Raw genomic sequence first — 22,831 nt, 5'->3', positions numbered from 1 at the left:
TCGCTGGATACCGTCGACACCCTCTCCCCCTCGCGATCATTCATCCCGTCACACACATGGGAAGAGCAGCGGCGGAGGGAATGGAGAGAGCCGTTGAGGAGAGAGGCCGGAGCGCCTTCAATGGGCGATGGTCCGGGTGTGGCTTAGCGCTGGACTGCACAAGTCCTTCCTGGCCGGGTGGCTCACGCTCATGGCCATCCGGCATCTTTTGAATCGCCGTCAGGCGTGCGAGGCCGCGTGCCCCGCCGCAGCCTCGGCCTTCGCCTCGCCCGGCAGCTCCACCATCGGCCCGCTGCCGCTGTAGCGGTCGAGCGCCAGGTAGATCGCGGGCGTGATGTACAGCGTGATCACCTGCGAGAAGATCAACCCGCCCACCACCGCCACGCCCAGCGGCTGACGCAGCTCGGCGCCGGCACCCAGGCCCAGCGCGAGCGGCAGCGCACCCATCAGCGCGGCCAGCGTGGTCATCAGGATCGGGCGGAAACGCAGCCGGCAGGCCTCGCGGATCGCGTCGACCGGCTGCATGCCTTCGGTACGCTGCGCGTCGAGGGCGAAGTCGATCATCATGATCGCGTTCTTCTTCACGATGCCGATCAGAAGCAGGATGCCGATGGTCGCGATCAGCGTGAGGTCGAAGCCGAAGAGCTTCAGCGAAATGAGCGCCCCCACCGCCGCCGAGGGCAGGCCCGCCAGGATGGTGAGGGGGTGGATGTAGCTCTCGTACAGCACGCCCAGCAGCACATAGATGACCAGCACCGCAAGCACCAGCAGCACGGCCTGGCTGCCCTGCGAACTCTGGAACACCGCCGCGTCGCCGCCGTAGGTCGTGATGATCGACTGCGGCATCTTCAGCTCGTCCTTGAAGCGGTCGATCTTCGCGGTCGCGTTGCCCAGCGGCACATCGGGGCCGAGGTTGAACGACACCGTCACCGCCTGCAGCTGGCCCTGGTGGTTGACCGAGGTCGGCCCCACGGTGCGCTTGACGGTCGAGAACGCCGACAGCGGCACCAGCTTGCCGGTGGTGCTGCGCACCGACAGGCGCGCCACGTCTTCCTCGAACTGGCGGTCGCTGTCGGCCGCCGACAGGATCACCTGGTAGGTGTTGCTGGCGCCGTAGATGCTGCCGATCTGGCGGTCGCCGTACGCGTTGTACAGCGCGGTGCGCAGGTCGCCCACGGCCACGCCGAGCACGCCGGCCTTGTCGCGGTCGATCTCCAGCGTGGCCTGCAGGCCGCGGTTCTGCGAGTCGCTGGTCACGTCGCGGAAGTCGGGATCGGCGCGCATGCGCTCCATGAGTTTGGTCGACCACGGCACCATCTCGCCGGCGTTCACGCTCTGCAGCGTGTACTGGAAACGCGCCTTGCTCTGGCGTCCGCCCAGGCGCAGGTTCTGCACCGGCTGCATGTACACGGCAATGCCCGGGATCTCGCGGAAGCGCTGGCGCAGCGACTCGAGCACCTTGGCCATCTTGGGGCGCTCGCTGCGCGGCTTGAGCACCGCGAACAGCCGGCCCGAGTTCTGCGTGGCGGTCGGGCCGCCCACGCCGACGAAGGAGCTCACGTAGTCCACGCTCGGGTCGGCCTTGAGCGCGGCGGCCACGCGGTCCTGCAGCGCCTTCATGGCGGTGAACGAAATGTCCTCGGCCGCCTCGGTGGTGATCTGGATCTGGCCGATGTCTTCCTCGGGGAAGAAGCCCTTGGGGATGCTGATGAAGAGCCAGGCCGTGACCACGAAGGTCAGCCCCGCCATGACCAGCATCAGCGCGCGGTGCCCGAGCGTCCAGTCGAGCGTGCGCATGTAGCCGCCGTGCACGGCGCGGTAGCCGCGCTCGAAGGCACGGCCGATCGCCGTGCCGGGCTCGGGGTGCTCTTCTTCGTGGTCGAGCGCGCCGGCCTTGCGCGGCACGTGCTTGAGCAGCCGGCTCGCGAGCATGGGCACGAGCGTGAGCGACACCACGGCCGACACCAGCACGGCCAGCGCCACCACCACGGCGAACTCGTGGAACAAAAGGCCGATCACGCCGGGCATGAAGAAGATCGGGATGAACACGGCCACCAGCGAGATCGAGATCGACACGATGGTGAAGCCCACCTCGCGCGCGCCGCGCAGCGCGGCGGCCATCGGCTCCATGCCCTTCTCGACGTAGCGCATGATGTTTTCGAGCACCACGATGGCGTCGTCCACCACAAGGCCCACGGCCAGCGTGATGCCCAGCAGCGAGACGTTGTCCAGGCTGTAGCCGAAGGCGTACAGCAGCGCCACGGCGCCGATCAGCGAGATCGGGATGGTGGCCGCCGGGATCAGCGTGGCCACCAGCCGGTGCAGGAACAGGAAGATCACCAGCACCACCAGCGCGATGGTGCCCAGCAGCGTGAGCTGCACGTCGTGCACCGCCTCGCGGATCGAGATCGAGCGGTCGTTGACCATCTGGATCTCGACCGACTGCGGCAGCTCGGCCTTGAAGCGCGGGATGAGCGCGCGCACCGCGTCCACCACCTGCACGGTGTTGGCGTTGGGCTGGCGCTGCACGGCCAGCGAGATGGAGTCTTGCCCGTTGAAGCTGCTGGCGGTCTTGACCGACTCGAAGCTGTCTTCGAGCGTGGCCACTTCGTCCAGCCGCACCGGCGCGCCGTTGCGCTGCGCGATGATCAGCTTGGCGAAGTCGGCCGCCTTCATGAGCTGGCGGTTGGCCTGGATGGTGAGCGTCTGGCGCGGGCCGTCGAGCGTGCCGACCGGGGTGTTGGCGTTGGCCGAGTTCACCGCCTTGGCCAGCTCGTCGAGCGTGATGTTGCGCGCGTTGAGCAGGTCGGCGTTGGCCTTGATGCGCACCGCGAAGGCCTTGCGCCCGTACACGCCCACCTGCGCCACGCCGTCGATGGTCGAGAGCGTGGGCGAAATGAGGTTCTCGGCGTAGTCGTTGAGCTCCGACGGGTTCATCGACGGCGAGATCAGCGCGATGAACAGCACCGGCGCATCGGCCGGGTTCACCTTGCGGTACGAGGGCAGCTGCGTGAGTTCCTGCGGCAGCTGGCGCTGGGCGCGCAGCAGCGCGGCCTGCACATCGACGGCAGCGGCGTCGATGTCGCGGCTGCTGACGAATTCGAGTGTGAGCGAGGTCACGCCCTGCGTGTTCACCGAGCTGATGGTCTGCAGGCCGGGGATGGTCGAGAACTGCTTTTCGAGCGGCAGCGCGACCGAGCTCGCCATGGTGTCGGGGCTGGCGCCCGGCAGCTGCGCGTTGACGTTGATGACCGGCGTGTTGTAGCTCGGCAGCGCCGCGACCGGGATGCTGAAGTACGCAAAGATGCCGATGACCACGACGGCCGCCGACAGCAGCACCGTCATCGCCGGACGGCGGATGCAGAGCTCTGAAATGTTCATGCGCGTTCTCGTGCCGGCTGAACATCCGACGAAGCGGCGCTGCCGGGCGTGACGCCCGTGGTGCCGTTGGCAGGCGCACCGCCCGGTCCGGCCGGTGCCTTCACGTCGATGCGCACCTTGCCGCCCGGGCGCACGTTCTGGCTGCCTTCGATCACGACCTGCTCGCCGGGCGTCACGCCGCTCACGGCCACCTTGGTGCCGAAGGTGTGCAGCACCTTGACCTGGCGACGTGCCGCATTGCGCTCGGCATCGACCACGTACAGCGTGGCGCCATCGGACAGCATCATGAGCGCCGCGGCCGGCACCACGGTGACGCCGTTGAGCATGCGCACCGTGATGCGCGTGTTGACGAACTGGCCGGGCCACAGGCTCTGGTCGGCGTTGGCGAACACGGCCTTGGCGCGCACGGTGCCGATCTGCGGGTCGACCGTGTTGTCGACGAAGTCGAGCGTGCCGAACAGCGGCTCGCGCCGGCCCGTGACCAGCGCCTCGACCTTGGCGCGCGTGCGCGCCGCGGCCAGCAGGTCCTGCAGGTTGCCTTCGGGCACCGGGAAGCTCACGGCGATGGGGTCGAGCTGGGTGATCGTGACCAGCGACAGCGTGGGCTGCACCAGCGTGCCCGGGTAGATGTTCACGGCGCCGATGCGCCCCGCGATGGGCGCGCGCAGCGTGGCGTAGCCCAGCGCCACCTGCGCCGACTGCACGGCGGCGCGGTCGGCCGCGACGGCGGCGCGCTGCGCCTGGAGCTGCGACAGCGTGGCGTCGGCCGCGCTCTTGGCAATGAAGTTCTGTGCCACCAGGTCCTGGCTGCGCTTGTACTGGCGCTCCAGGTCGGCCATGGTGGCCTCGTCCTTCTGCTGCTGGGCCCGGGCGCGCGCGAGGTTGGCCTGGTCGTTGCGGTCGTCCAGCGTGAAGAGCAGTTGCCCTTCCTTCACGAACTGGCCTTCCTTGACGTGCACCGCGCTCACGGTGTTGGTGACCTGCGGGCGCAGGTCGACGCTGTTGAGCGAAACCACGCTGCCGTTGACCTGCACCGTCACCGGCACGTCCTGCTTCTCGGCCGTGGCCAGCGTGACCAGCGCGGCGGGAGGCCCGGCGTTCGCGGACTTGGCATCTTTCGCGGCCGGCCGATCGCCCGACATGCGCCACCAGCCGCCTGCGACGGCTACGATCAACACGCCCGCGAGGGCGAAGGCGGCAGATTTCTTCATGGGTTCTTGTGCACTTTGGGCTGACAGCAGCTATTGGAGCAGTGGCCGACGCACGGTGTTCACGGGCGCCGTAAAGAAATGTAAAGCAGGCCGACGCAAAGCCCCCGCACCACCCGCTGCACCCGGTATGAGGGAAAACACCCCCTCGCTAAAATCGCCGGTCCACAGCCTCTGGATATACCCCATGAACCGCTGCAAGACACCCACGAAAACGCTCACTTCCCTTGCCTTCTGCGCCGCCCTTGCCGGCGCCGCAGGTCTTTTCTCCCTCCAGGCCAGCGCCCAGGACGAGGTGCCCCGTCCGCAGACCCAGAACGAGTCGCTCAATGGCGGGCGCAACTTCCCGATCGGCACGCTGCGCGGCAAGTTCATGGTGACCAGCGCCCCCGACGTCGAACTCGACGGCCGGGCCGACCGCCTGGGCGCCGGCGCGCGCATCCGCAGCCCGCAGAACATGCTGGTGATGCCCGGCGCCATCATCGGCCAGAAGTACCTCGTGAACTACACGCGCGACGCCGCCGGGCTGCTGCGCGAGGTCTGGATCCTGACGCCCGACGAGGCCATGGCCAGCCGCGAATCGCTGAACAAGCCGTTCCTGAACATCTGGCCGTTCACCTCGAACGACACGCTGAACACGCAGTAACGCGGCCGGGCCGCAAGCAAGCAAAAATCCGCGGGCGCCACGCGCGCCTCGCAGCCCTTCCTCTTTGCGAAGGGCACAGAGAGCTCCCCATGAAAAAAGTATTCATCAAGACATTCGGCTGCCAGATGAACGAGTACGACTCGGACAAGATGGCCGACGTGCTCCACGCCGCCCAGGGCTACGAGCCCACGCAGAACGTGGACGAGGCCGACCTCATCCTGTTCAACACCTGCTCGGTGCGCGAGAAGGCGCAGGAAAAAGTGTTCTCCGACCTCGGCCGCGTGAAGCACCTGAAGGCCAAGGGCGTGAAGATCGGCGTGGGCGGCTGCGTGGCGAGCCAGGAAGGCCAAGCCATCATCGCGCGCGCGCCGTACGTCGACATCGTGTTCGGCCCGCAGACGCTGCACCGCCTGCCCGAGATGCTGAACGACCGCGAGCGCCTGGACCGCCCGCAGGTGGACATCAGCTTCCCCGAGATCGAGAAGTTCGACCACCTGCCGCCCGCGCGCGTCGAAGGCGCCACCGCCTTCGTGTCGATCATGGAAGGCTGCTCCAAGTACTGCAGCTACTGCGTGGTGCCCTACACCCGCGGCGAGGAAGTGAACCGCCCGCTGGACGACGTGCTGGTCGAAATTGCCGGCCTGGCCGACCAGGGCGTGCGCGAGATCACGCTGCTGGGCCAGAACGTGAACGCCTATCGCGGCAAGATGGGCGACACCGCCGAAATCGCCGACTTCGCGCTGCTCATCGAGTACGTGGCCGAGATCCCCGGCATCGAGCGCATCCGCTACACCACGAGCCACCCGAACGAGTTCACGCCGCGGCTCATCGAGGCCTATGCCAAGGTGCCGCAGCTCGTCTCGCATTTGCACCTGCCGGTGCAGCACGGCAGCGACCGCATCCTCATGGCCATGAAGCGCGGCTACACGGCCATGGAATACAAGAGCACGGTGCGCAAGCTGCGCGCCATCCGCCCCGACCTGGCCCTGTCCAGCGACTTCATCGTCGGCTTCCCCGGCGAGACCGACGCCGACTTCGACAAGATGATGAAGCTCATCGACGACTGCCAGTTCGACAACAGCTTCAGCTTCATCTTCAGCCCGCGCCCCGGCACGCCGGCCGCCGCGCTGCAGGACGACACGCCGCACGAGGTGAAGCTGGCGCGCCTGCAGACGCTGCAGCGCGTGATCGACGGCAACGTGCGCCGCTTCGGCGACGCGCTGGTGGGCAGCACGCAGCGCGTGCTGGTCGAGGGCGCCTCGCGCAAGGACGCGAACGAACTCATGGGCCGCACCGCCTGCAACCGCGTCGTCAACTTCGAAGGCGACGCCCGCCTCGTGGGCCAGATGGCCGACCTGCGCATCACCCGCTCGCTGGCGTACACGCTGCGCGGCGAGGTGGTCACGCGCGAATCGGCCCTGGCTGCCGCCACGGCGCTCGCCCACTGATGGCGAAGCGACCGTCCGTTCGGGGCTCGTTCCAGCAGCTCCTGCTGTTCGCCTTTTTGCTGATCACCGCGCTGCTGGTGGGCGTGGCGCTGCGCTCGGTGCTGCAGTACGACGCGCTCGTCACGCAAAGCCGCGACGCCGCCGCGCGCGCGCTGCGCCTGTCGGGCGCCTCGCAGTCGCTGGCCGAGCGCAGCGCGGCCATGGAACGCGCGGGACGCCAGTCGCTGGTGCTCAACGACGCCGTGCTGCGTCGCCGCTTCGACGAGGCGGCGCGCGAAGCCCACCAGGTGCTGGAGCGTCTGGAACGCAACGGCCTGCCGGCCGCCGGCATCGACATGTGGCGCAGCCAGCTCGGCGTGATCGAAGGGCTGCTCGGCGGCAGCCCCGACAGCGCCCTGGCGCGCGAAAGCACGATGGCGATGCAGTTCCGCGAACTCGACGCCCTGAACACCAACATCGCCCAGCAGGCGCAGTTCCTGATCGAAACGCAGAACGACGCGCTGGCCAAGCGCATCGAGAATGCGCGCCGCCGGCTGATGCGCGAGGTGGTGGCCGCCAGCGTGCTGGCCGTGTCACTGGCGCTGGCCTTCGGCATCTGGCTGGCGCGCCCCTTCAAGCGGCTCGAGAACGCCATCGTCGGCCTGGGCCAGAACCGGCTCGACGAACCGATCGACATCCGCGGCCCGGCCGACGTGCGGCGCGTGTCGCAGCAGCTCGAATGGCTGCGCCTGCGCCTGACCGAGCTCGACGCCGACAAGGCGCGCTTTCTGCGCCACGTGTCGCACGAGCTGAAGACGCCGCTGGCGGCGCTGCGCGAAGGCGTGTCGCTGCTCGAGGACGGCGTGACCGGCCCGCTGAATCCGGCGCAGCTCGAGGTCGCGCAGATCCTGCAGCAGAACACCGTGTCGCTGCAGAACCAGATCGAGGCGCTGCTGCGCTTCAACGCCGCCGCCTTCGAGGCGCGCGAGCTGCGCCGCGAGCGCACCGAGCTGCTGCCGCTGATCGAGGAGCAGATCGAGGCCCAGCGCCTGCAGTGGCAGGCACACGGCCTGCGCGTGCGCGCCGAGGGCGAGCCGATCACGCTCACGGTCGACCGCACCAAGCTCGGCACCGCCATCGCCAACCTGCTGTCGAACGCGATCCGCTTCTCGGCCGCCGGCGGCGTGATCACGCTGGCCGTGTCGGGCACGCCCGAGGCGGTGCACATCGACGTGTGCGACGCCGGCCCCGGCATTGCCGTGAACGACCGCGACCGCATCTTCGAACCCTTCTTCCGCGGCGAGCGCCAGCCCGAGCACACGGTGAAAGGCACCGGCATCGGACTTTCCATCGTGCAGGAGTACATTGCAGCCCATGGGGGCCGCATCGCCCTGCTGCCGGACGGCCCCGGTGCACGCTTTCGCATCGAACTGCCGCGCACGACCTGACCCCGGACACCCCCTCCAACACCGCCCCGCGCTTTTTCGACCCATGTTCCTTTCGTTCGTCCGCAGATCCACCTTCGCCGGGGCCATGGCCGTGCCATGCGCCCTGTTGCTGGCAGCCTGCGCCTCCCAGCCCAAGCCGCCGGCCGAAGCCGACGCGCTGCCGCCGCCCGTGGCCGCGCCGCGCGTGGTGCCGGTCGAGGCCGAGCCCCGCGCGCCGGCCACGCAGCCGGCCTCGCTGTTCACGCAGCTCACGCAGGGCCCCCTCGCGACCATGCTGGCCTATGCCGACAAGGTGCGCCCGCTGGGCGGCGCCGACCTGAGCGCCGAAATTGCGCGCGTCAGCGAACAGGGCGAGACGCCCGCGGCGCAGATGCAGCTGGCGCTCCTGCTCGCGCAGACCCGCGTGCCGGCCGACCTGGCGCGCGCGCTGGGCCTGCTGCAACGCGTGATCGCCAACCCCGCGCCCGAGGCGCAGCCGCTGCATCCGCTCGCGCGGGCACTGGCGGCGCGCTATGTGGAGCAGCGCCGCGTCGAGGACGACCGCGACAAGCAGGTGCAGCAGCTGCGCGACAGCCAGCGCCGCATCGACCAGCTCAACGACCGCATCGAGGCGCTGCGCGCCATCGAGCGCAGCTTCGCCCGGCCCAACACGCCGGCCCCCACGCCATCCAACGGAAGCCGAACGAATCCATGAGTACCACTGGTGCCCGCCTCCTCGTGGTCGATGACGACCCGGACATGCTGCGGCTGCTCTCGATGCGGCTGGTGTCGGCGGGCTACCAGGTCACGGCCGTCACCTCGGCCGAGACCGCGCTCACGCAGCTCGAGATCGAGCACCCGCAGCTGGTGCTCAGCGACGTGCGCCTGCCCGGGCGCGACGGGCTGCAGCTGTTCGACGAGATCCGCAAGCGCCACCCGACGCTGCCGGTGATCCTGCTGACTGCGCACGGCACCATCCCCGACGCGGTCGAGGCCACGGCGCGCGGCGTGTTCACCTACCTCACCAAGCCCTACGACGCGCGCGAGCTGCTCGAGAAGATCGCGCAGGCATTGGCGCTCGGTGCCCCGACCACCACGCCCAGCAAGACCGGCGACGACAGCTGGCGCTCGGAAATCGTGAGCCGCAGCAACCGCATGGCCGAGCTGCTGGCCGAGGCGCGCATGGTCGCCAAGTCGGACGCCTCCGTGCTGCTGCGCGGCGACTCCGGCGCCGGCAAGGAACTGCTGGCGCGCGCCATCCACAAGGCCAGCGCACGCGCCGACAAGCCCTTCGTGGCGGTCAATTGCGGCGCCATTCCCGAGGCGCTGCTCGAATCCGAGCTGTTCGGCCACATGAAGGGCGCCTTCACCGACGCCCACGCGAACCACAAGGGCCTGTTCCAGCAGGCCGACGGCGGCACGCTGCTGCTCGACGAAATCGGGGACATGCCGCCCGCGCTGCAGGTCAAGCTGCTGCGCGTGCTGCAGGAGCGCGCGGTGCGTCCGCTGGGCGCGAGCCAGTCGATCGAGGTCGACGTGCGCATCGTCTCGGCCACCCACCGCGACCTGGACGCCGCGATGGAAGCCGGCCAGTTCCGCGAAGACCTCTATTACCGCCTGAACGTGGTGACGCTCACGCTGCCGCCGCTGTCGGCGCGGCGCGAGGACATTCCGCTGCTGGCCAACCACTTCCTGCAGAAGCTGTCGACCAAGTACGGCAAGCGGCTGTCGGGCTTCGCGCCCGAGGCGCTGAAGGCGCTGACCACCGCCGCGTGGCCGGGCAACGTGCGTCAGCTCTACAACGTGGTGGAGCAGGTCTGCGCGCTGTCGGGCTCGCCGCTGATCCCGCTGGCGCTGGTGCAGCGCGCGCTGCGCGTGCCGAGCGTGGAGGTGCTCACCTACGCCGAAGCCAAGCAGCGTTTCGAGCGCGACTACCTCGTCGGCCTGCTCAAGCTGACCGACGGCAACGTGGCCGACGCCGCCCGCCTGGCCGACCGCAACCGCACCGAGTTCTACCGCCTGCTGCAGAAGCACGAGCTCACGCCGGGCAACTTCAAGGCCGACGTTGTCGCTCCCGGTGGCGACCCTGTCGCCGAGTAGCGACAGGCCTAAGTCGTTGATTTGAAAGGCTGTTTCCCGAGGGCCTCCCCGGCTTGTCGGGATTCGGCGACAAAAACGGGGGTTTCGGGGGCCCGGCAGGCCCCTCCCCCACGGAAAACGGTTTCGAATCGCGCCAAGTCGTTGATTTGAAAGCGTTTTTCCAGGCTGGCACAGGGTTTGCCCCTGTACTGGCATGACAGCACTTACCAGCCCATCTTTCGCACTGCGTCCGCAGCGCGACGGCCTGCGTCAAAAGCAGTTTTCCTCCTCGCGGCCCCGTGCCGCGGGCCATTCGCTGACCGCGCTCTCCGGCGTCGGCGGCGCCGCCACGGATTGCGTCTTCAAGCGCCTTCCGGCCATTGGCGACACCCCCCTCGACAAGCAACGTTGGTGAATGAACCGATGAAGCCGAACGACTTCTCCCACCTCAACGTCCTCGCCGAATCCGATTTCGCACGCCGCAGCGCGCTGCGCGAGGAACGCCACCCCAACGCCGTGACCGCACCGCCGGTCAACCGCGGTTCCATGGCACCGCGCCCCTGGCGTGGTTTCTGGAACAGCATCGGCACCGCACTGCTCGTGCGCCTGGGCGCCGGCCGCAATGCCGACAGCGCCCCCGCCGCCAAGCAGGCCACCCCGGCCCCGCAGGCCTGGGAACGCGCCGCCGGCCAGCGCCGCCTCGCCTTCATGCTGCTCACGCTGCTGAGCACCGTGATCGCGTCGTCGCTGTTCGCCAGCGTGCAACCCGACTACGACAACGTCTGGCTCGAATACGGCCAGATCGGCCTGTACGGCCTGCTCTCGGGCTGGGTCGTGACCGGTTTCGTGACCGCGCTCATGGGCTTCTATGTCTCCGTGCGCGGTGACAAGCACGCCCTCTCGGCGAAACAGGTGGCCCACCACCCGATGAACCCCGAGGCACGCACCGCGATCATCATGCCGATCTGCAACGAGGACGTGGCCACCGTGTTCGCCGGCCTGCGCGCCACCTGCGAATCGGTCGCCTCCACGGGCCACGCCAAGCAGTTCGACGTGTTCGTGCTGTCCGACAGCTACAACCCCGAGACCGCCGCCGCCGAGCGCGCCGCCTGGGAAGACCTGCGCGCCGCGCTGGCCGAAAGCCCCAACCAGCCGCAGGTCGAGGTGTACTACCGCCTGCGCACCCGCCGCACGCACCGCAAGGCCGGCAACGTCGCCGACTTCTGCCGCCGCTGGGGCAAGGACTACCGCTACATGGTCGTGCTCGACGCCGACTCCGTGATGAGCGGCGACTGCCTGGCCTCGATGGTCAAGCTGATGGAAGCCAACCCCACCGCCGGCATCATCCAGACCGCGACGCAGGCCATCGGCCACGTCACGCTGCACGCCCGCGCCCAGCAGTTCGCTTCGCGCGTGACGGGTCGCCTGTTCACGCTGGGCATGCAGTTCTGGCAACTCGGCGAGTCGCACTACTGGGGCCACAACGCGATCATCCGCGTCGAAGCCTTCATGAAGCACTGCGCGCTGGCCCCCATCAAGGGCACCGGCGGCATGTCGGGCGGCATCATGTCGCACGACTTCGTCGAAGCCGCGCTGATGCGCCGCGCCGGCTACCACGTGTGGCTGGTGTCCGACCTGGTCGGCAGCTACGAACAGCAACCGCCGGACCTGCTGGCCGAGCTGCAACGCGACCGCCGCTGGTGCCAGGGCAACCTGCAGAACGCCCGCCTGATGGCCGAGCCCGGCATCCACCCGGTGCACCGCGCGATGTTCGTGACCGGCACCATGGCCTATGTCTCGGCCCCGCTGTGGCTCGCTTTCCTGACGCTGGGCACCGCCCTGTGGCTGAGCGGCTCGAGCCTCGTGTCGAGCTGGAACGTGCTGCCCGCCGAGCTGGCCGGCCTGTGGGTCTGGACCCTGTGCCTGCTGTTCCTGCCGCGCGTGCTGGGCATCGCCGCCGTGCTGATGCGCGGCGAACAACGCCAGTACGGCGGTGTGTGGGGCCTGGTGAAGAGCTCGGTGCTCGAAGCCGGCCTGGCCATCGTGCAGGCCCCCGTGCGCATGCTGGCCCACTCGCTGTTCGTGCTCGTCGCCCTCACCGGCATCAAGCTCGACTGGAAGTCGCCCCCGCGTGAAGCCGCCGCCGTGCCGTGGAAGGTCGCTGCCTCGCAACTGGCCCCCATGACGCTGGTGATCGCCATGCTGGCCGTCGGCGTCGCCATGATCGACCCGAGCGCGCTGATCTGGCTCATGCCCGTCGGCCTGCCGCTGCTGCTGGCGATTCCGCTGACCGTGCTGACCAGCCAGATCGCGCTGGGCACCACGCTGCGCGACCGCGGCTTCCTGCTGATTCCCGAGGAATCGCGTTCGCCCGCCGTGCTGCGTCGTGCGTGGATGCATGCGCTGCGCCTGGCGCGTCCGGCGGCGCTGGCCACGGCCTGATGCGATCGCCGCCCTGCGGCTGATCGCTCCAAAGAAAAAGCCCGCTTCGGCGGGCTTTTTGCTGGGCGGTGCGCCATGCGCATCGAGATCTCAGAAGGGCAGCCAGCGGCGCCAGAACGGCGGACGGGGTGCGTGCGCGCCGCGCGCCACCAGCGCCGTGACGAGCGCCTCGCGGCCGTGATTGCGGGCGGCCTGCAGCGGCGTGAGCCCGTCGAATTCAGACAGCAGGTTCGGATCGGCGCCGTGGTCCAGCAGGTAGCTGGCGATCTCGCCATGCCCCTGGACCAGGCTGGCCACCAGCGGCGTGCACAGGATCTCGGGGTGCTGGTAGTTCGGATTCACGCCCGCACCGATGTGATAGCGCACCAAGTCGAGGTCGCCGGTCAGCGCGCCCTGGTAGAGCTCTTTCCAGTCGCCTGCGGACATCGCGGGGCTGCGCGCCTATATATATGTATGTGCGAGCGGCCGGGCTCAGAACGGCAGCTTGCCGCCGCCTCCGCCCATGCCGGGCATCCCGCCCATGCCCTTCATGCCGCCCATCTTCTTCATCATCTTCATCAGGCCGCCGCCCTTCATCTTCTTCATCATGCCCTGCATCTGCTCGAACTCGTTGAGCAGGCGGTTCACTTCCTGAACCTGCACGCCCGCGCCGGCCGCGATGCGGCGCTTGCGCGTGGCCTTGAGCAGCTCGGGCTTGCGGCGCTCCAGCGGCGTCATGCTCTGGATGATCCCTTCCTTGCGGCGGATGTCTCGCTCGGCGCGGGTCATGTCGGCCTCGGTGGCCTTGGCGGCCATCTGCTGCGGCAGCTTGTCCATCAGGCTGGAGAGGCCGCCCATCTGCTTCATCTGCTGCAGCTGGCCGAGGAAGTCGTTCAGGTCGAAGCCCGCGCCGCTCTTGACCTTGGCCGCGAGCTTCTGCGCCGCTTCGACGTCGACGCCGGCCGTGACCTGCTCGACCAGCGCGACGATGTCGCCCATGCCCAGGATGCGGCCCGCATGACGCTCGGCGTCGAACACCTCGAGGCCGTCGATCTTCTCGCTCACGCCGGCGAACTTGATCGGCACGCCCGTCACCTGGCGCACCGACAGCGCCGCACCGCCGCGCGAATCGCCGTCGGTCTTGGTCAGGATGATGCCGGTGAGGGGCAGCGCCTCCTTGAAGGCCTTGGCGGTGTTGATCGCGTCCTGGCCCTGCATGGCATCGACCACGAACAGGGTTTCGACCGGATCGAGCTCGGCGTGCAGCTGCTTGATTTCGGTCATCAGCACTTCGTCGATCGCGAGGCGGCCGGCCGTGTCGACCAGCAGCACGTCGAAGTAGTGGCGCCTGGCGTGGTCGAGCGCGGCGCGCGCGATGTCCAGAGGCTTCTGGTCGGGCGTGCTCGGGAACCACTCGGCGCCGGCCTGCTTGGTGACGGTCTTGAGCTGCTCGATGGCGGCCGGGCGGTACACGTCGCCCGACACGGTGAGCACCTTCTTCTTGCGCTTCTCGATCAGGTGCTTGGCCAGCTTGGCGGTGGTGGTGGTCTTGCCGGCGCCCTGCAGGCCGGCCATGAGGATCACCGCCGGCGGCTGGGCCGCGAGGTTGATGTCCGACACGCCCTCGCCCATGGTGGCGGCGAGTTCGCGGTTGACGATGCCCACCAGCGCCTGGCCCGGCTTGAGCGAGCCCAGCACTTCCTGGCCGAGCGCCTTCTCCTTCACGCGAGCGACGAAGTCGCGCACCACGGGCAGCGCCACGTCGGCCTCCAGCAGCGCCATGCGCACCTCGCGCAGCATGTCCTGCACGTTGCTTTCGGTGATGCGCGCCTGGCCGCTCATCGTCTTGACGAGGCGGGAGAACTTTTCGGTGAGGGCGGTGGCCATGAAGGAAATACCTTGTTGTCCGCGGCAGCGGACCGATGGAAAGTCGTGAAAACCTGGAAGCGGTATGTGGGCCCGCTCTCTCGCGGGGGGGGCCCCCGGCGGGGGTGGGCGAAGCGACGCGACGTGCGCGAAGCCGGGGGGCGAGCCTATACACTCCACCGATGATTTTAGCGATCCCCTCCCCACTCGGCGTGGCGCTGGGCATCGCCACCGCGGCAGCCTACGGTTTTGCCGCTGCCGCCGGTGCGCGGCTCAGCCGCCAGACCACCCAATGGGCGCTCGGCATCGCATGGCTGCTGCACGCTGCGGTGCTCGGCCACGGGCTGATCGGCGGCGACCCTCGCTTCGGTTTTGCGCCGGCGCTGTCGGTCACGGCGTGGCTGGTGCTCACGGTCTACGCGGTCGAAAGCCGCCTGTACCCGCAACTGAAGGCACGCCGTGCGCTGGCCTGGCTGGGCGCGGCGGCGGTGCTGCTGGCGCTGCTGTTCCCGGGCACGCCGCTGCATGTCAGCGCCTCGCCCTGGCTGCCACTGCACCTGGCGCTGGGCATCGCCTCGTACGGCCTGTTCGGCGCCGCCGTGGTGCACGCCTGGCTGATCACGCGGGCCGAAAAACAGATCCGCCTCGCCAGCGCCGATGCGCAGGCCGGCGTGCCGCTGCTCACATTGGAACGGCTCACCTTCCGCTTCGTCACGGCGGGCTTCGTGCTGCTGTCGGCCACGCTGCTGGCCGGCCTGCTGTTCAGCGAACAGCTCTACGGTGCCGCCGGCCGCGCCTGGAAGTGGGACCACAAGACCATCTTCTCGGTGCTCGCCTGGCTCAGCTTCGCGGTCCTGCTGACCGGGCGCGCGCGCTTCGGCTGGCGCGGACGCACGGCGCGGCGCGTGCTCTACGCGGGCGCAGCGTTGCTGCTGCTGGCCTACGTGGGCTCGCGCTTCGTGCTCGAAGTCGTGCTGACGCGCCTGCCCGCATGAAGTACCTGCTCGTCCTCGCGGTGGTGTGGGTCGCGATCTGGCTCTGGCGCAAGAACCGGCGCGAAGAGATGCGCGACGCACAGCAAGAACGCGCCAAGAAGGCACAGCAGCGCACGCCGGCCGTCGGCCCGCCGCAGGCGATGGTGCGCTGCGCCCACTGCGGGCTGCACCTGCCCGCGGCCGACGCACTCCCCGGGCCGGACGGCGCGGTGTTCTGCAGCGCCGCGCACCGCCAGGCCGGCACCTCCGCATGAGTTCCTTGCGCCGGTCGCGCGGCGAGCCGGCCACCGACTGGGACGTGCTCGACCTGGGCGCCGGCGACAGCACGGCCCTGCTGCGGCTGTGGCGCGGCTTCATGGCGGCGCGCTGTTTCGTGGCGGTGGTGCTGGTGCTGCTGCAGGGCGTGGCCTTCGCCATCGGGCAGGCCGTGCAGCCGCTGCCGATCGTGCTGTCGGGCGGCTACCTCGTGCTGGCTTGGCTGGAGATGCGCTACGCGCACTTCGAGCCGCCGATCCGCGGCTTCTCGACGCTCTGGCTCCTGACCATCGGGGTCGACCTGGGCATCTTCAGCGCCTTGCAGGTGCTGCAGGGCGGCAGCGTCAACTACACGCCGCTGTTCGCGTTGCCGGTGCTGATGAGTGCGGTGCTCGGCACGCTGCTCGTGGGCCTGGGCACCACGGCCACCGTGACGCTGCTGCTGCTGGCCGACGCCGGCTGGCACTGGCTGCAGCAACCCGGCGATCCTTCGGCGCGCTTCGTGCAGGCCGCCCTCACCGGCACCGGCCTGTTCGTGGTGGCGCTGCTCGCGCACGAACTCGCGCGCCGACTGGCGCGCGAGGAAGCGGTGGCGCAGCGCAGCCGCAGCCACGCGCAGATGCAGGCGCAGGTCAACGACCTGGTGATCGAAACCCTGAGCGAAGGCGTGCTGGTGATCGACACCGACGGCCTGGTGCACGCAGCCAACCCGGCGGCCGACGCGATCCTCGGCCAGGGCCTGGCGCAGCTGCCACTGCCGTTCCCGCTGCACACCCAGCCGGCCTGGCACGCGCTGGCCGCGCTGGCGCGCCAGACCTTCGCGCGCCGCGCGCCGCAGACCGAAGAGATCCCGGTGGCGCAGGCCCGCGGCGCGGCGCGCGAGGTGCGCGTGCGCACCCGGCTCACGCCCACCGACGACCGCCGCGCCGACAGCCTGTGCGTGATGTTCCTGCAGGACCTGCGCGAGCTCGAGGCCCGCATCCGCACCGAAAAGCTTGCCGCGATGGGCCGCATGTCGGCCGCGGTGGCGCATGAAATCCGCAACCCGCTGGCCGCCATCGCACAGGCCAGCGCGCTGCTCAGCGAAGACCTGACCGACCCGGCGCACCGCAAGCTGACCGACATGGTCCAGCACAACGCGCAGCGCCTGGCGCGCATCGTGGACGACGTGCTCGACGTCTCGCGCGCGCGCCAGCAGCGCGTGCTCTCGCTGGGCGAACAGCTGGTGCTCGACCCGGCGGCGCAGATCCTGGCCGAGGAATGGATACGCCAGACCCAGCGCAAGGGCGTGCGCGTGGCGCTCGAGGCGCCGGGCAGCGAGGTGCGCTTCGAGGCAGAGCACCTGCGCCGGCTGCTGGTGAACCTGCTGGACAACGCGGCGCGCTACGCGAGCCAGCGCGAGGGCGCGATCCAGGTCATCACCACCTTGCAGCGCGCCGGCGTGCAGCGCGCCGCGTTGCTGGTGTGGAGCGACGGCGCGCCGCTGGAGCCGGCGGTGCAGCGCCACCTGTTCGAACCCTTCTTCTCGTCCGAGAGCCGCTCCAGCGGCCTGGGCCTGTTCCTGTGCCGCGAGCTGTGCCGGCGCCATGGCGCCACCATCGGCTACGAACGGCGCGCGCTGGTGCCGGGCGGCCCTGAGGGCAACGAATTCTTCGTCAGCTTCGCACCGAGCGAAAACCGGCTGACACAATAGCGGCCGTGAGCTCCCTCCCGCCTTCCGCCGCCGCCCCGCGCCCCGCGCAGATCCTCGTCATCGACGACGAACCCGACCTGCGCACGCTCTACGAACTCACGCTGCTGCGCGAAGGCTACCGGGTGGAAGCGGCGGGCAGCGTGTCCGAAGCCTGGCAGCACCTGGAGGCCGGCCGCTTCGACGCCGTGATCACCGACATGCGGCTGCCCGACGGCGAAGGCATGGAGATCATCCACCGCATCCAGAAAGACCAGCGCAGCGAGCGCTGCGTCGTCATGACCGCCTACGGCTCCGCCGAGAACGCGGTCGAGGCGCTGAAGGCCGGCGCCTTCGACTACCTCACGAAGCCGGTCGACCTGAAGCAGTTCCGCGCCGTGGTGGCGTCGGCCGTGCAGGCCAACCGCGCGGCGGTGGTCGTGCCGCAGAAGGCGCCGCCGCAGGCCGCCGGCCAGGGCGGCGAACGCCCCGACGCACTGGCCGTGACGCGCAGCGGCGCCACCGCGCTCGACCGGCTGGTCGGCGACTCCGACCCGATGCGCCTCGTGAAGTCGCGCATCGCCAAGGTGGCGCGCGGCATGGCGCCGGTGCTGGTGCGCGGCGAGTCGGGCACCGGCAAGGAGCTGGTCGCGCGCGCCGTGCACGGCTGCAGCCAGCGCAGCGAAGGCCCCTTCGTCGCGGTGAACTGCGGCGCGATTCCCGAGAACCTGCTCGAGGCCGAGTTCTTCGGCGCCAAGAAGGGCTCGTACACCGGCTCCTCGCAAGACCGCGACGGCTACTTCCAGGCCGCGCGCGACGGCACGCTGTTCCTCGACGAAATCGGCGACCTGCCGCTGGCCATGCAGTCGAAGCTGCTGCGCGCCATCCAGGAACGCAGCGTGCGCGCCATCGGCTCGACGCAGGAAGACGCGGTCGACGTGCGCATCGTGAGCGCCACCCATAAAGATCTGCACGCCGAGGTGCTGGCCGGCCGCTTCCGGCAGGACCTGTTCTACCGCCTCAACGTGATCGAGATCGCCGTGCCCGCGCTGCGCGAGCGCCGCGAAGACCTGCCCGCGCTGTGCACCGCGCTGCTCGCGCGCATCGCGCAAGATGGCGGCCTGCCCGTGCCGCGCCTGTCCGACGCGCTGCTGCAGCGCCTGGCCCAGCACCCGCTCGACGGCAACGTGCGCGAGCTCGAGAACCTGCTGCACCGCGCCGTGGCGCTGAACGACGGCGACGAACTGCACATCGACCTGATGGGCGCGATGACGCCGATGCCGGCCGCGCCGCGCAGCGAATCCGCTGAAGCGCCAGCCGCCGTTGCGGTGGCTGCGGCCCCCGCGCCGGCGGCCGAACCCAAGCCCGCGCCGCCGCCGCTGCCTTCCGATCTGCAAGCCTGGCTCGACCAGCAGGAGCGCGAGATCCTCGTGCGCGCGCTGCACGAAAGCGGCTTCAACCGCACGGCCGCCGCCGCGCGGCTGGGCATGAGCCTGCGCCAGATCCGCTACCGCATCGCGCGCCTGGGCATCTCCACGCCCAACGGCGACGACGGTGCCACCGCGCATGCCGACGACTGACGACCCCGCCACGACACCGGCCGGCGACGACGGACTCTGGCGCGCCGGCTGGTACCGCTTCGCCAAGGCCCTGCCCTCGCCCAACTTCGGCCCGCGCCCCGTCGGCGCGCAGACCGACCTGATCGTGCTGCATTCCATCAGCCTGCCGCCGGGCGAATACGGCGGCGACGCGGTGCAACAGCTCTTCACCAACCGGCTCGACTGGGACGCGCACCCGTACTTCCAGTCGATCCGCGGGCTCGAGGTGTCGTCGCATTTCTATGTGCGACGCAACGGCGAGCTCTGGCAGTTCGTGAGCTGCGAGGACCGCGCCTGGCATGCCGGCGTGTCGTCGTGGCGCGGACGCACCAACTGCAACGACGACTCCGTCGGCATCGAGCTCGAAGGCCTCGAGGGCGAACGCTTCGAGGAGGCGCAGTACGAGACGCTGGCCAGCCTGTGCGCCGCGCTCGCGCAGCACTACGCCATCGCCCACATCGCCGGCCACGAGCACATCGCGCCCGGTCGCAAGCAGGACCCCGGCGCCGGTTTCGACTGGCGCCTGCTGCGCGAACAGCTCGGCTGGAATCCACAGATGTTTCCCGAGCAGGTGGTCGCGCGCTAATTTTTTCAATCGCTCCGTGGCCCGCGATGCGCCGCTCTCGCAGCGCAGCAATCTCGCAAGCGCAGGCACGTGACGTAGCAACCATGCGGCCTGCAGGCCCAAATCGCCTTGCAAGCCGCGCCCCGTGCGGGTTGCGCCACCATGGGCCAGTATTCACGCGGCATCGCTGGCGATGCGCTGGGTGCGGCGCAATTCCTGTAAGGGTTGCGTCCATAGGAAAACACTACCTGTAGTGGCTTGTAGGGCACAGACACCCTAGATATAGTGTCTTCCCGTTCGGCAACAACGCCGACGCAAGGCCCGCGAGGCCTTGCCAACCAACAAGAATTGCACAACCGAGAGGAAGCGAATGCAAACTGCACTGAACACCCCGTCGACCCCCCGCGCCGTCCCCGCGACGCCGCAGCAGCAACAAGACACTGCGGGCTCGCCCACCGGTCAGAACCTCGCGCACTACCAGATCATTCGCCGCAACGGCGCCGTCGTTCCCTTCGAACCGAACAAGATCGCCATCGCGATGATGAAGGCCTTCCTGGCGGTGCACGGCACCCAGGGCGCGGCTTCCGCCAGCGTGCGCGAGACCGTCGACACGCTGACGCAAGGCGTGATCCGCGCCATGGTGCGCTCGCGTCCGGGCGGCGGCACCTTCCACATCGAAGACGTGCAGGACCAGGTCGAGCTCGGCCTGATGCGCGGCGGCCACCATGAAATCGCGCGCGCCTATGTGCTGTACCGCGAACGCCGCACCCAGGAGCGTTCGAAGCAGGGCGAGCAGGACGTGCCCGCCGCACCGGCACTGCACGTGCTCGACAACGGCGAGCGCGTGGCGCTGGACCTGAACGAACTCAAGGGCCTGATCGAATCGGCCTGCCAGGGCCTGGGCGACAGCATCACCGCCGCCCCCATCGTCGCCGAGACGATGCGCAACCTGTACGACGGCGTGCCGCTGGACGAGGTCTACAAGGCCTCCATCCTGGCCGCCCGCACGCTGATCGAGAAGGACCCCGACTACACCTTCGCCACCGCGCGCCTGCTGCTGCACACGATCTTCAAGGAAATCATCGGCCGCGAAGTGATGCCGGTCGAGCGCGCCACCGCCTACGCCGACTACTTCCCGCAGTTCATCAAGAAGGGCGTCGAGAACGAGCTGCTCGACGAGAAGCTGCTGCAGTACGACCTGCCCCGCCTGGGCGCCGCCCTGAAGGCCGAGCGCGACAACCAGTTCGACTACCTGGGCCTGCAGACCCTGTACGACCGCTACTTCCTGCATGTGCGCAAGACCCGCATCGAACTGCCGCAGGCGTTCTTCATGCGCGTGGCCATGGGCCTGTCGCTGAACGAAATCGACCGCGAAGCCCGCGCCATCGAGTTCTACGAAGTGCTGTCGTCGTTCGACTTCATGTCGAGCACGCCCACCCTGTTCAACGCCGGCACGCTGCGCTCGCAGCTGTCCAGCTGCTACCTGACCACCGTGCCCGACGACCTGGACGGCATCTACGAGTCGATCAAGGAAAACGCGCTGCTGTCGAAGTTCGCCGGCGGCCTGGGCAACGACTGGACCCGCGTGCGCGCACTGGGCAGCCACATCAAGGGCACCAACGGCGAATCGCAGGGCGTGGTGCCGTTCCTGAAGGTGGTGAACGACACGGCCGTGGCCGTGAACCAGGGCGGCAAGCGCAAGGGCGCCGTCTGCACGTACCTGGAAACCTGGCACCTCGACATCGAGGAGTTCCTGGAGCTGCGCAAGAACACCGGCGACGACCGCCGCCGCACGCACGACATGAACACCGCCAACTGGATCCCCGACCTGTTCATGCGCCGCGTGATGGAAAAGGGCACCTGGACGCTGTTCTCGCCCTCCAACGTGCCTGACCTGCACGACCTGTTCGGCGCCGACTTCGAGAAGGCCTACGTCGCCTACGAAGAGAAGGCCGCCCGCGGCGAGATCAAGCCCGCGCGCACCATCCAGGCCTCGGACCTGTGGCGCAAGATGCTCACGATGCTGTTCGAGACCGGCCATCCCTGGATCACGTTCAAGGACGCCTGCAACGTGCGCTCGCCGCAGCAGCACGCCGGCGTCGTGCACTCGTCGAACCTGTGCACCGAGATCACGCTGAACACCAGCGACACCGAAACCGCCGTGTGCAACCTGGGTTCCGTGAACCTGCTGCAGCACCTGAAGGACGGCAAGGTCGACCAGGAAAAGCTCAAGCGCACCATCTCGACCGCGATGCGCATGCTCGACAACGTGATCGACATCAACTACTACGCCGTGAAGAAGGCGCGCGACTCGAACCTGCGCCACCGTCCGGTCGGCCTGGGCCTGATGGGCTTCCAGGACGCGCTGTACGAACTGCGCATTCCCTACGCCTCGCAGGAAGCCGTGCAGTTCGCCGACGAGTCGATGGAAGCCATCTGCTACCACGCCTACTGGGCCTCGACCGAGCTGGCCAAGGAACGCGGCAAGTACTCCAGCTACAAGGGCTCGCTGTGGGACAAGGGCATCCTGCCGATCGATTCGCTCGACCTGCTCGAGAAGGCCCGCGGCGGCTACGTCGAAGTGGACCGCTCGGCCACCCTCGACTGGGATTCGCTGCGCGCCAAGATCAAGGCCGACGGCATGCGCAATTCGAACTGCGTGGCCATCGCCCCCACGGCGACCATCTCGAACATCATCGGCGTGGACGCCTCGATCGAACCCTGCTTCGGCAACCTGTCGGTCAAGTCGAACCTGTCGGGCGAGTTCACCGTGATCAACCACTACCTGGTGCGCGACCTGAAGCGCCTGGGCCTGTGGGACGACGTGATGGTCATGGACCTGAAGCACTTCGACGGTTCGCTGCGTCCCATCGACCGCGTGCCGCAGGACGTGAAGGCGCTGTACGCCACCGCGTTCGAAGTCGAGACGACGTGGCTGGTGGAAGCCGCCGCGCGTCGCCAGAAGTGGATCGACCAGGCGCAGTCGCTGAACATCTACATGGCCGGCGCCTCGGGCAAGAAGCTCGACGACACCTACAAGCTCGCCTGGCTGCGCGGCCTGAAGACCACCTACTACCTGCGCACGCAGAGCGCGACGCACGCTGAGAAGTCGACGGTGCAATCGGGCCGTCTCAACGCGGTGTCGTCGGGCAACGACGCACCCTCGGGCATGAGCGCACTCGAAGCCGCCGCCGCTGCAGCGAAGGCACAGATGAGCGCGATGCCCGCCACCGACATCGCGTTCTGCGGTGTCGACGATCCGACCTGCGAAGCCTGCCAGTGATGTGCAAGTGA

At 69.0% G+C, this 22,831-nt stretch carries 17 protein-coding genes; 13 read left to right on the top strand and 4 right to left on the bottom strand.

What is annotated here, in order from left to right; translation table 11 throughout:
* Nucleotides 1-219 precede the first annotated feature (219 nt).
* On the bottom strand, nucleotides 220-3,381 hold the full coding sequence (locus tag AC1RGU_RS22040; protein WP_354345664.1) for an efflux RND transporter permease subunit: 3,162 nt from the start codon (nucleotides 3,379-3,381) through the stop codon (nucleotides 220-222).
* Nucleotides 3,378-4,523, bottom strand: a complete 1,146-nt coding sequence (locus AC1RGU_RS22035) for an efflux RND transporter periplasmic adaptor subunit (RefSeq protein ID WP_492698281.1) — start codon at nucleotides 4,521-4,523, stop codon at nucleotides 3,378-3,380. Before AC1RGU_RS22035 ends, AC1RGU_RS22040 begins: the two co-directional genes overlap by 4 nt.
* 253 nt (nucleotides 4,524-4,776) lie before the next feature.
* Here AC1RGU_RS22035 and AC1RGU_RS22030 point away from each other — a divergent pair, with 253 nt between their 5' ends.
* The 7 genes from AC1RGU_RS22030 (at nucleotide 4,777) to mdoH (ending at nucleotide 12,610) form a co-directional block, all read left to right on the top strand.
* On the top strand, nucleotides 4,777-5,235 hold the full coding sequence (locus AC1RGU_RS22030) for a hypothetical protein (protein WP_307583084.1): 459 nt from the start codon (nucleotides 4,777-4,779) through the stop codon (nucleotides 5,233-5,235).
* A gap of 89 nt (nucleotides 5,236-5,324) precedes the next feature.
* Nucleotides 5,325-6,683 carry a tRNA (N6-isopentenyl adenosine(37)-C2)-methylthiotransferase MiaB gene (gene miaB, locus AC1RGU_RS22025; RefSeq protein ID WP_369631269.1) on the top strand — a complete coding sequence of 453 codons (1,359 nt, stop codon included), beginning with the start codon at nucleotides 5,325-5,327 and terminating at the stop codon, nucleotides 6,681-6,683.
* Nucleotides 6,683-8,110: a sensor histidine kinase gene (locus tag AC1RGU_RS22020; RefSeq protein ID WP_492698031.1), complete on the top strand. Its 1,428-nt coding sequence runs from the start codon at nucleotides 6,683-6,685 to the stop codon at nucleotides 8,108-8,110. Before miaB ends, AC1RGU_RS22020 begins: the two co-directional genes overlap by 1 nt.
* Nucleotides 8,111-8,195: 85 nt before the next feature.
* Nucleotides 8,196-8,804 carry a hypothetical protein gene (locus AC1RGU_RS22015; protein ID WP_492679301.1) on the top strand — a complete coding sequence of 203 codons (609 nt, stop codon included), beginning with the start codon at nucleotides 8,196-8,198 and terminating at the stop codon, nucleotides 8,802-8,804.
* Nucleotides 8,801-10,189 carry a sigma 54-interacting transcriptional regulator gene (locus tag AC1RGU_RS22010; RefSeq protein ID WP_095948204.1) on the top strand — a complete coding sequence of 463 codons (1,389 nt, stop codon included), beginning with the start codon at nucleotides 8,801-8,803 and terminating at the stop codon, nucleotides 10,187-10,189. The genes AC1RGU_RS22015 and AC1RGU_RS22010 overlap by 4 nt, the downstream gene beginning before the upstream one ends.
* 193 nt (nucleotides 10,190-10,382) lie before the next feature.
* Complete coding sequence (locus AC1RGU_RS22005) at nucleotides 10,383-10,583, top strand: hypothetical protein (RefSeq protein ID WP_082818265.1); 201 nt, start codon at nucleotides 10,383-10,385, stop codon at nucleotides 10,581-10,583.
* 8 nt (nucleotides 10,584-10,591) lie between these two features.
* Nucleotides 10,592-12,610, top strand: coding sequence for a glucans biosynthesis glucosyltransferase MdoH (gene mdoH / locus AC1RGU_RS22000; RefSeq protein ID WP_492698032.1), 2,019 nt, complete (start codon nucleotides 10,592-10,594; stop codon nucleotides 12,608-12,610).
* Nucleotides 12,611-12,700: 90 nt separating this feature from the next.
* On the opposite strand, the gene AC1RGU_RS21995 is transcribed toward mdoH, so the two are convergent.
* Together AC1RGU_RS21995 and ffh are read right to left on the bottom strand one after the other, a co-directional pair.
* Nucleotides 12,701-13,036, bottom strand: a complete 336-nt coding sequence (locus tag AC1RGU_RS21995) for an ankyrin repeat domain-containing protein (protein WP_492698033.1) — start codon at nucleotides 13,034-13,036, stop codon at nucleotides 12,701-12,703.
* A gap of 45 nt (nucleotides 13,037-13,081) precedes the next feature.
* On the bottom strand, nucleotides 13,082-14,476 hold the full coding sequence (ffh, locus tag AC1RGU_RS21990; RefSeq protein ID WP_070060104.1) for a signal recognition particle protein: 1,395 nt from the start codon (nucleotides 14,474-14,476) through the stop codon (nucleotides 13,082-13,084).
* 161 nt (nucleotides 14,477-14,637) lie between these two features.
* Here ffh and AC1RGU_RS21985 point away from each other — a divergent pair, with 161 nt between their 5' ends.
* From AC1RGU_RS21985 to AC1RGU_RS21960, 6 genes are all read left to right on the top strand, one after another.
* On the top strand, nucleotides 14,638-15,450 hold the full coding sequence (locus AC1RGU_RS21985; protein WP_056575582.1) for a cytochrome C assembly family protein: 813 nt from the start codon (nucleotides 14,638-14,640) through the stop codon (nucleotides 15,448-15,450).
* Nucleotides 15,447-15,704, top strand: a complete 258-nt coding sequence (locus AC1RGU_RS21980; protein WP_062480350.1) for a PP0621 family protein — start codon at nucleotides 15,447-15,449, stop codon at nucleotides 15,702-15,704. The genes AC1RGU_RS21985 and AC1RGU_RS21980 overlap by 4 nt, the downstream gene beginning before the upstream one ends.
* On the top strand, nucleotides 15,701-17,398 hold the full coding sequence (locus AC1RGU_RS21975; RefSeq protein ID WP_159278541.1) for a two-component system sensor histidine kinase NtrB: 1,698 nt from the start codon (nucleotides 15,701-15,703) through the stop codon (nucleotides 17,396-17,398). The genes AC1RGU_RS21980 and AC1RGU_RS21975 overlap by 4 nt, the downstream gene beginning before the upstream one ends.
* Nucleotides 17,399-17,403: 5 nt before the next feature.
* Nucleotides 17,404-18,954 carry a sigma-54-dependent transcriptional regulator gene (locus AC1RGU_RS21970; protein ID WP_492698036.1) on the top strand — a complete coding sequence of 517 codons (1,551 nt, stop codon included), beginning with the start codon at nucleotides 17,404-17,406 and terminating at the stop codon, nucleotides 18,952-18,954.
* On the top strand, nucleotides 18,941-19,558 hold the full coding sequence (ampD, locus tag AC1RGU_RS21965; RefSeq protein WP_354345683.1) for a 1,6-anhydro-N-acetylmuramyl-L-alanine amidase AmpD: 618 nt from the start codon (nucleotides 18,941-18,943) through the stop codon (nucleotides 19,556-19,558). Before AC1RGU_RS21970 ends, ampD begins: the two co-directional genes overlap by 14 nt.
* Nucleotides 19,559-19,907: 349 nt before the next feature.
* On the top strand, nucleotides 19,908-22,820 hold the full coding sequence (locus tag AC1RGU_RS21960; protein ID WP_447741149.1) for a ribonucleoside-diphosphate reductase subunit alpha: 2,913 nt from the start codon (nucleotides 19,908-19,910) through the stop codon (nucleotides 22,818-22,820).
* Nucleotides 22,821-22,831 lie beyond the last annotated feature (11 nt).

Source organism: Variovorax sp. GW823-FHT02B07, from assembly GCF_058797695.1.
This window is presented reverse-complemented; position numbering and strand designations above follow the sequence as displayed.

What these genes read in the sequence shown, in the direction of transcription:
- AC1RGU_RS22040 (WP_354345664.1), bottom strand. Translation starts at nt 3,381, where the DNA reads ATGAACATTTCAGAGCTCTGCATCCGCCGTCCGGCGATGACGGTGCTG.
- AC1RGU_RS22035 (WP_492698281.1), bottom strand. Translation starts at nt 4,523, where the DNA reads ATGTCGGGCGATCGGCCGGCCGCGAAAGATGCCAAGTCCGCGAACGCC.
- AC1RGU_RS22030 (WP_307583084.1), top strand. Translation starts at nt 4,777, where the DNA reads ATGAACCGCTGCAAGACACCCACGAAAACGCTCACTTCCCTTGCCTTC.
- miaB (WP_369631269.1), top strand. Translation starts at nt 5,325, where the DNA reads ATGAAAAAAGTATTCATCAAGACATTCGGCTGCCAGATGAACGAGTAC.
- AC1RGU_RS22020 (WP_492698031.1), top strand. Translation starts at nt 6,683, where the DNA reads ATGGCGAAGCGACCGTCCGTTCGGGGCTCGTTCCAGCAGCTCCTGCTG.
- AC1RGU_RS22015 (WP_492679301.1), top strand. Translation starts at nt 8,196, where the DNA reads ATGGCCGTGCCATGCGCCCTGTTGCTGGCAGCCTGCGCCTCCCAGCCC.
- AC1RGU_RS22010 (WP_095948204.1), top strand. Translation starts at nt 8,801, where the DNA reads ATGAGTACCACTGGTGCCCGCCTCCTCGTGGTCGATGACGACCCGGAC.
- AC1RGU_RS22005 (WP_082818265.1), top strand. Translation starts at nt 10,383, where the DNA reads ATGACAGCACTTACCAGCCCATCTTTCGCACTGCGTCCGCAGCGCGAC.
- mdoH (WP_492698032.1), top strand. Translation starts at nt 10,592, where the DNA reads ATGAAGCCGAACGACTTCTCCCACCTCAACGTCCTCGCCGAATCCGAT.
- AC1RGU_RS21995 (WP_492698033.1), bottom strand. Translation starts at nt 13,036, where the DNA reads ATGTCCGCAGGCGACTGGAAAGAGCTCTACCAGGGCGCGCTGACCGGC.
- ffh (WP_070060104.1), bottom strand. Translation starts at nt 14,476, where the DNA reads ATGGCCACCGCCCTCACCGAAAAGTTCTCCCGCCTCGTCAAGACGATG.
- AC1RGU_RS21985 (WP_056575582.1), top strand. Translation starts at nt 14,638, where the DNA reads ATGATTTTAGCGATCCCCTCCCCACTCGGCGTGGCGCTGGGCATCGCC.
- AC1RGU_RS21980 (WP_062480350.1), top strand. Translation starts at nt 15,447, where the DNA reads ATGAAGTACCTGCTCGTCCTCGCGGTGGTGTGGGTCGCGATCTGGCTC.
- AC1RGU_RS21975 (WP_159278541.1), top strand. Translation starts at nt 15,701, where the DNA reads ATGAGTTCCTTGCGCCGGTCGCGCGGCGAGCCGGCCACCGACTGGGAC.
- ampD (WP_354345683.1), top strand. Translation starts at nt 18,941, where the DNA reads ATGCCGACGACTGACGACCCCGCCACGACACCGGCCGGCGACGACGGA.
- AC1RGU_RS21960 (WP_447741149.1), top strand. Translation starts at nt 19,908, where the DNA reads ATGCAAACTGCACTGAACACCCCGTCGACCCCCCGCGCCGTCCCCGCG.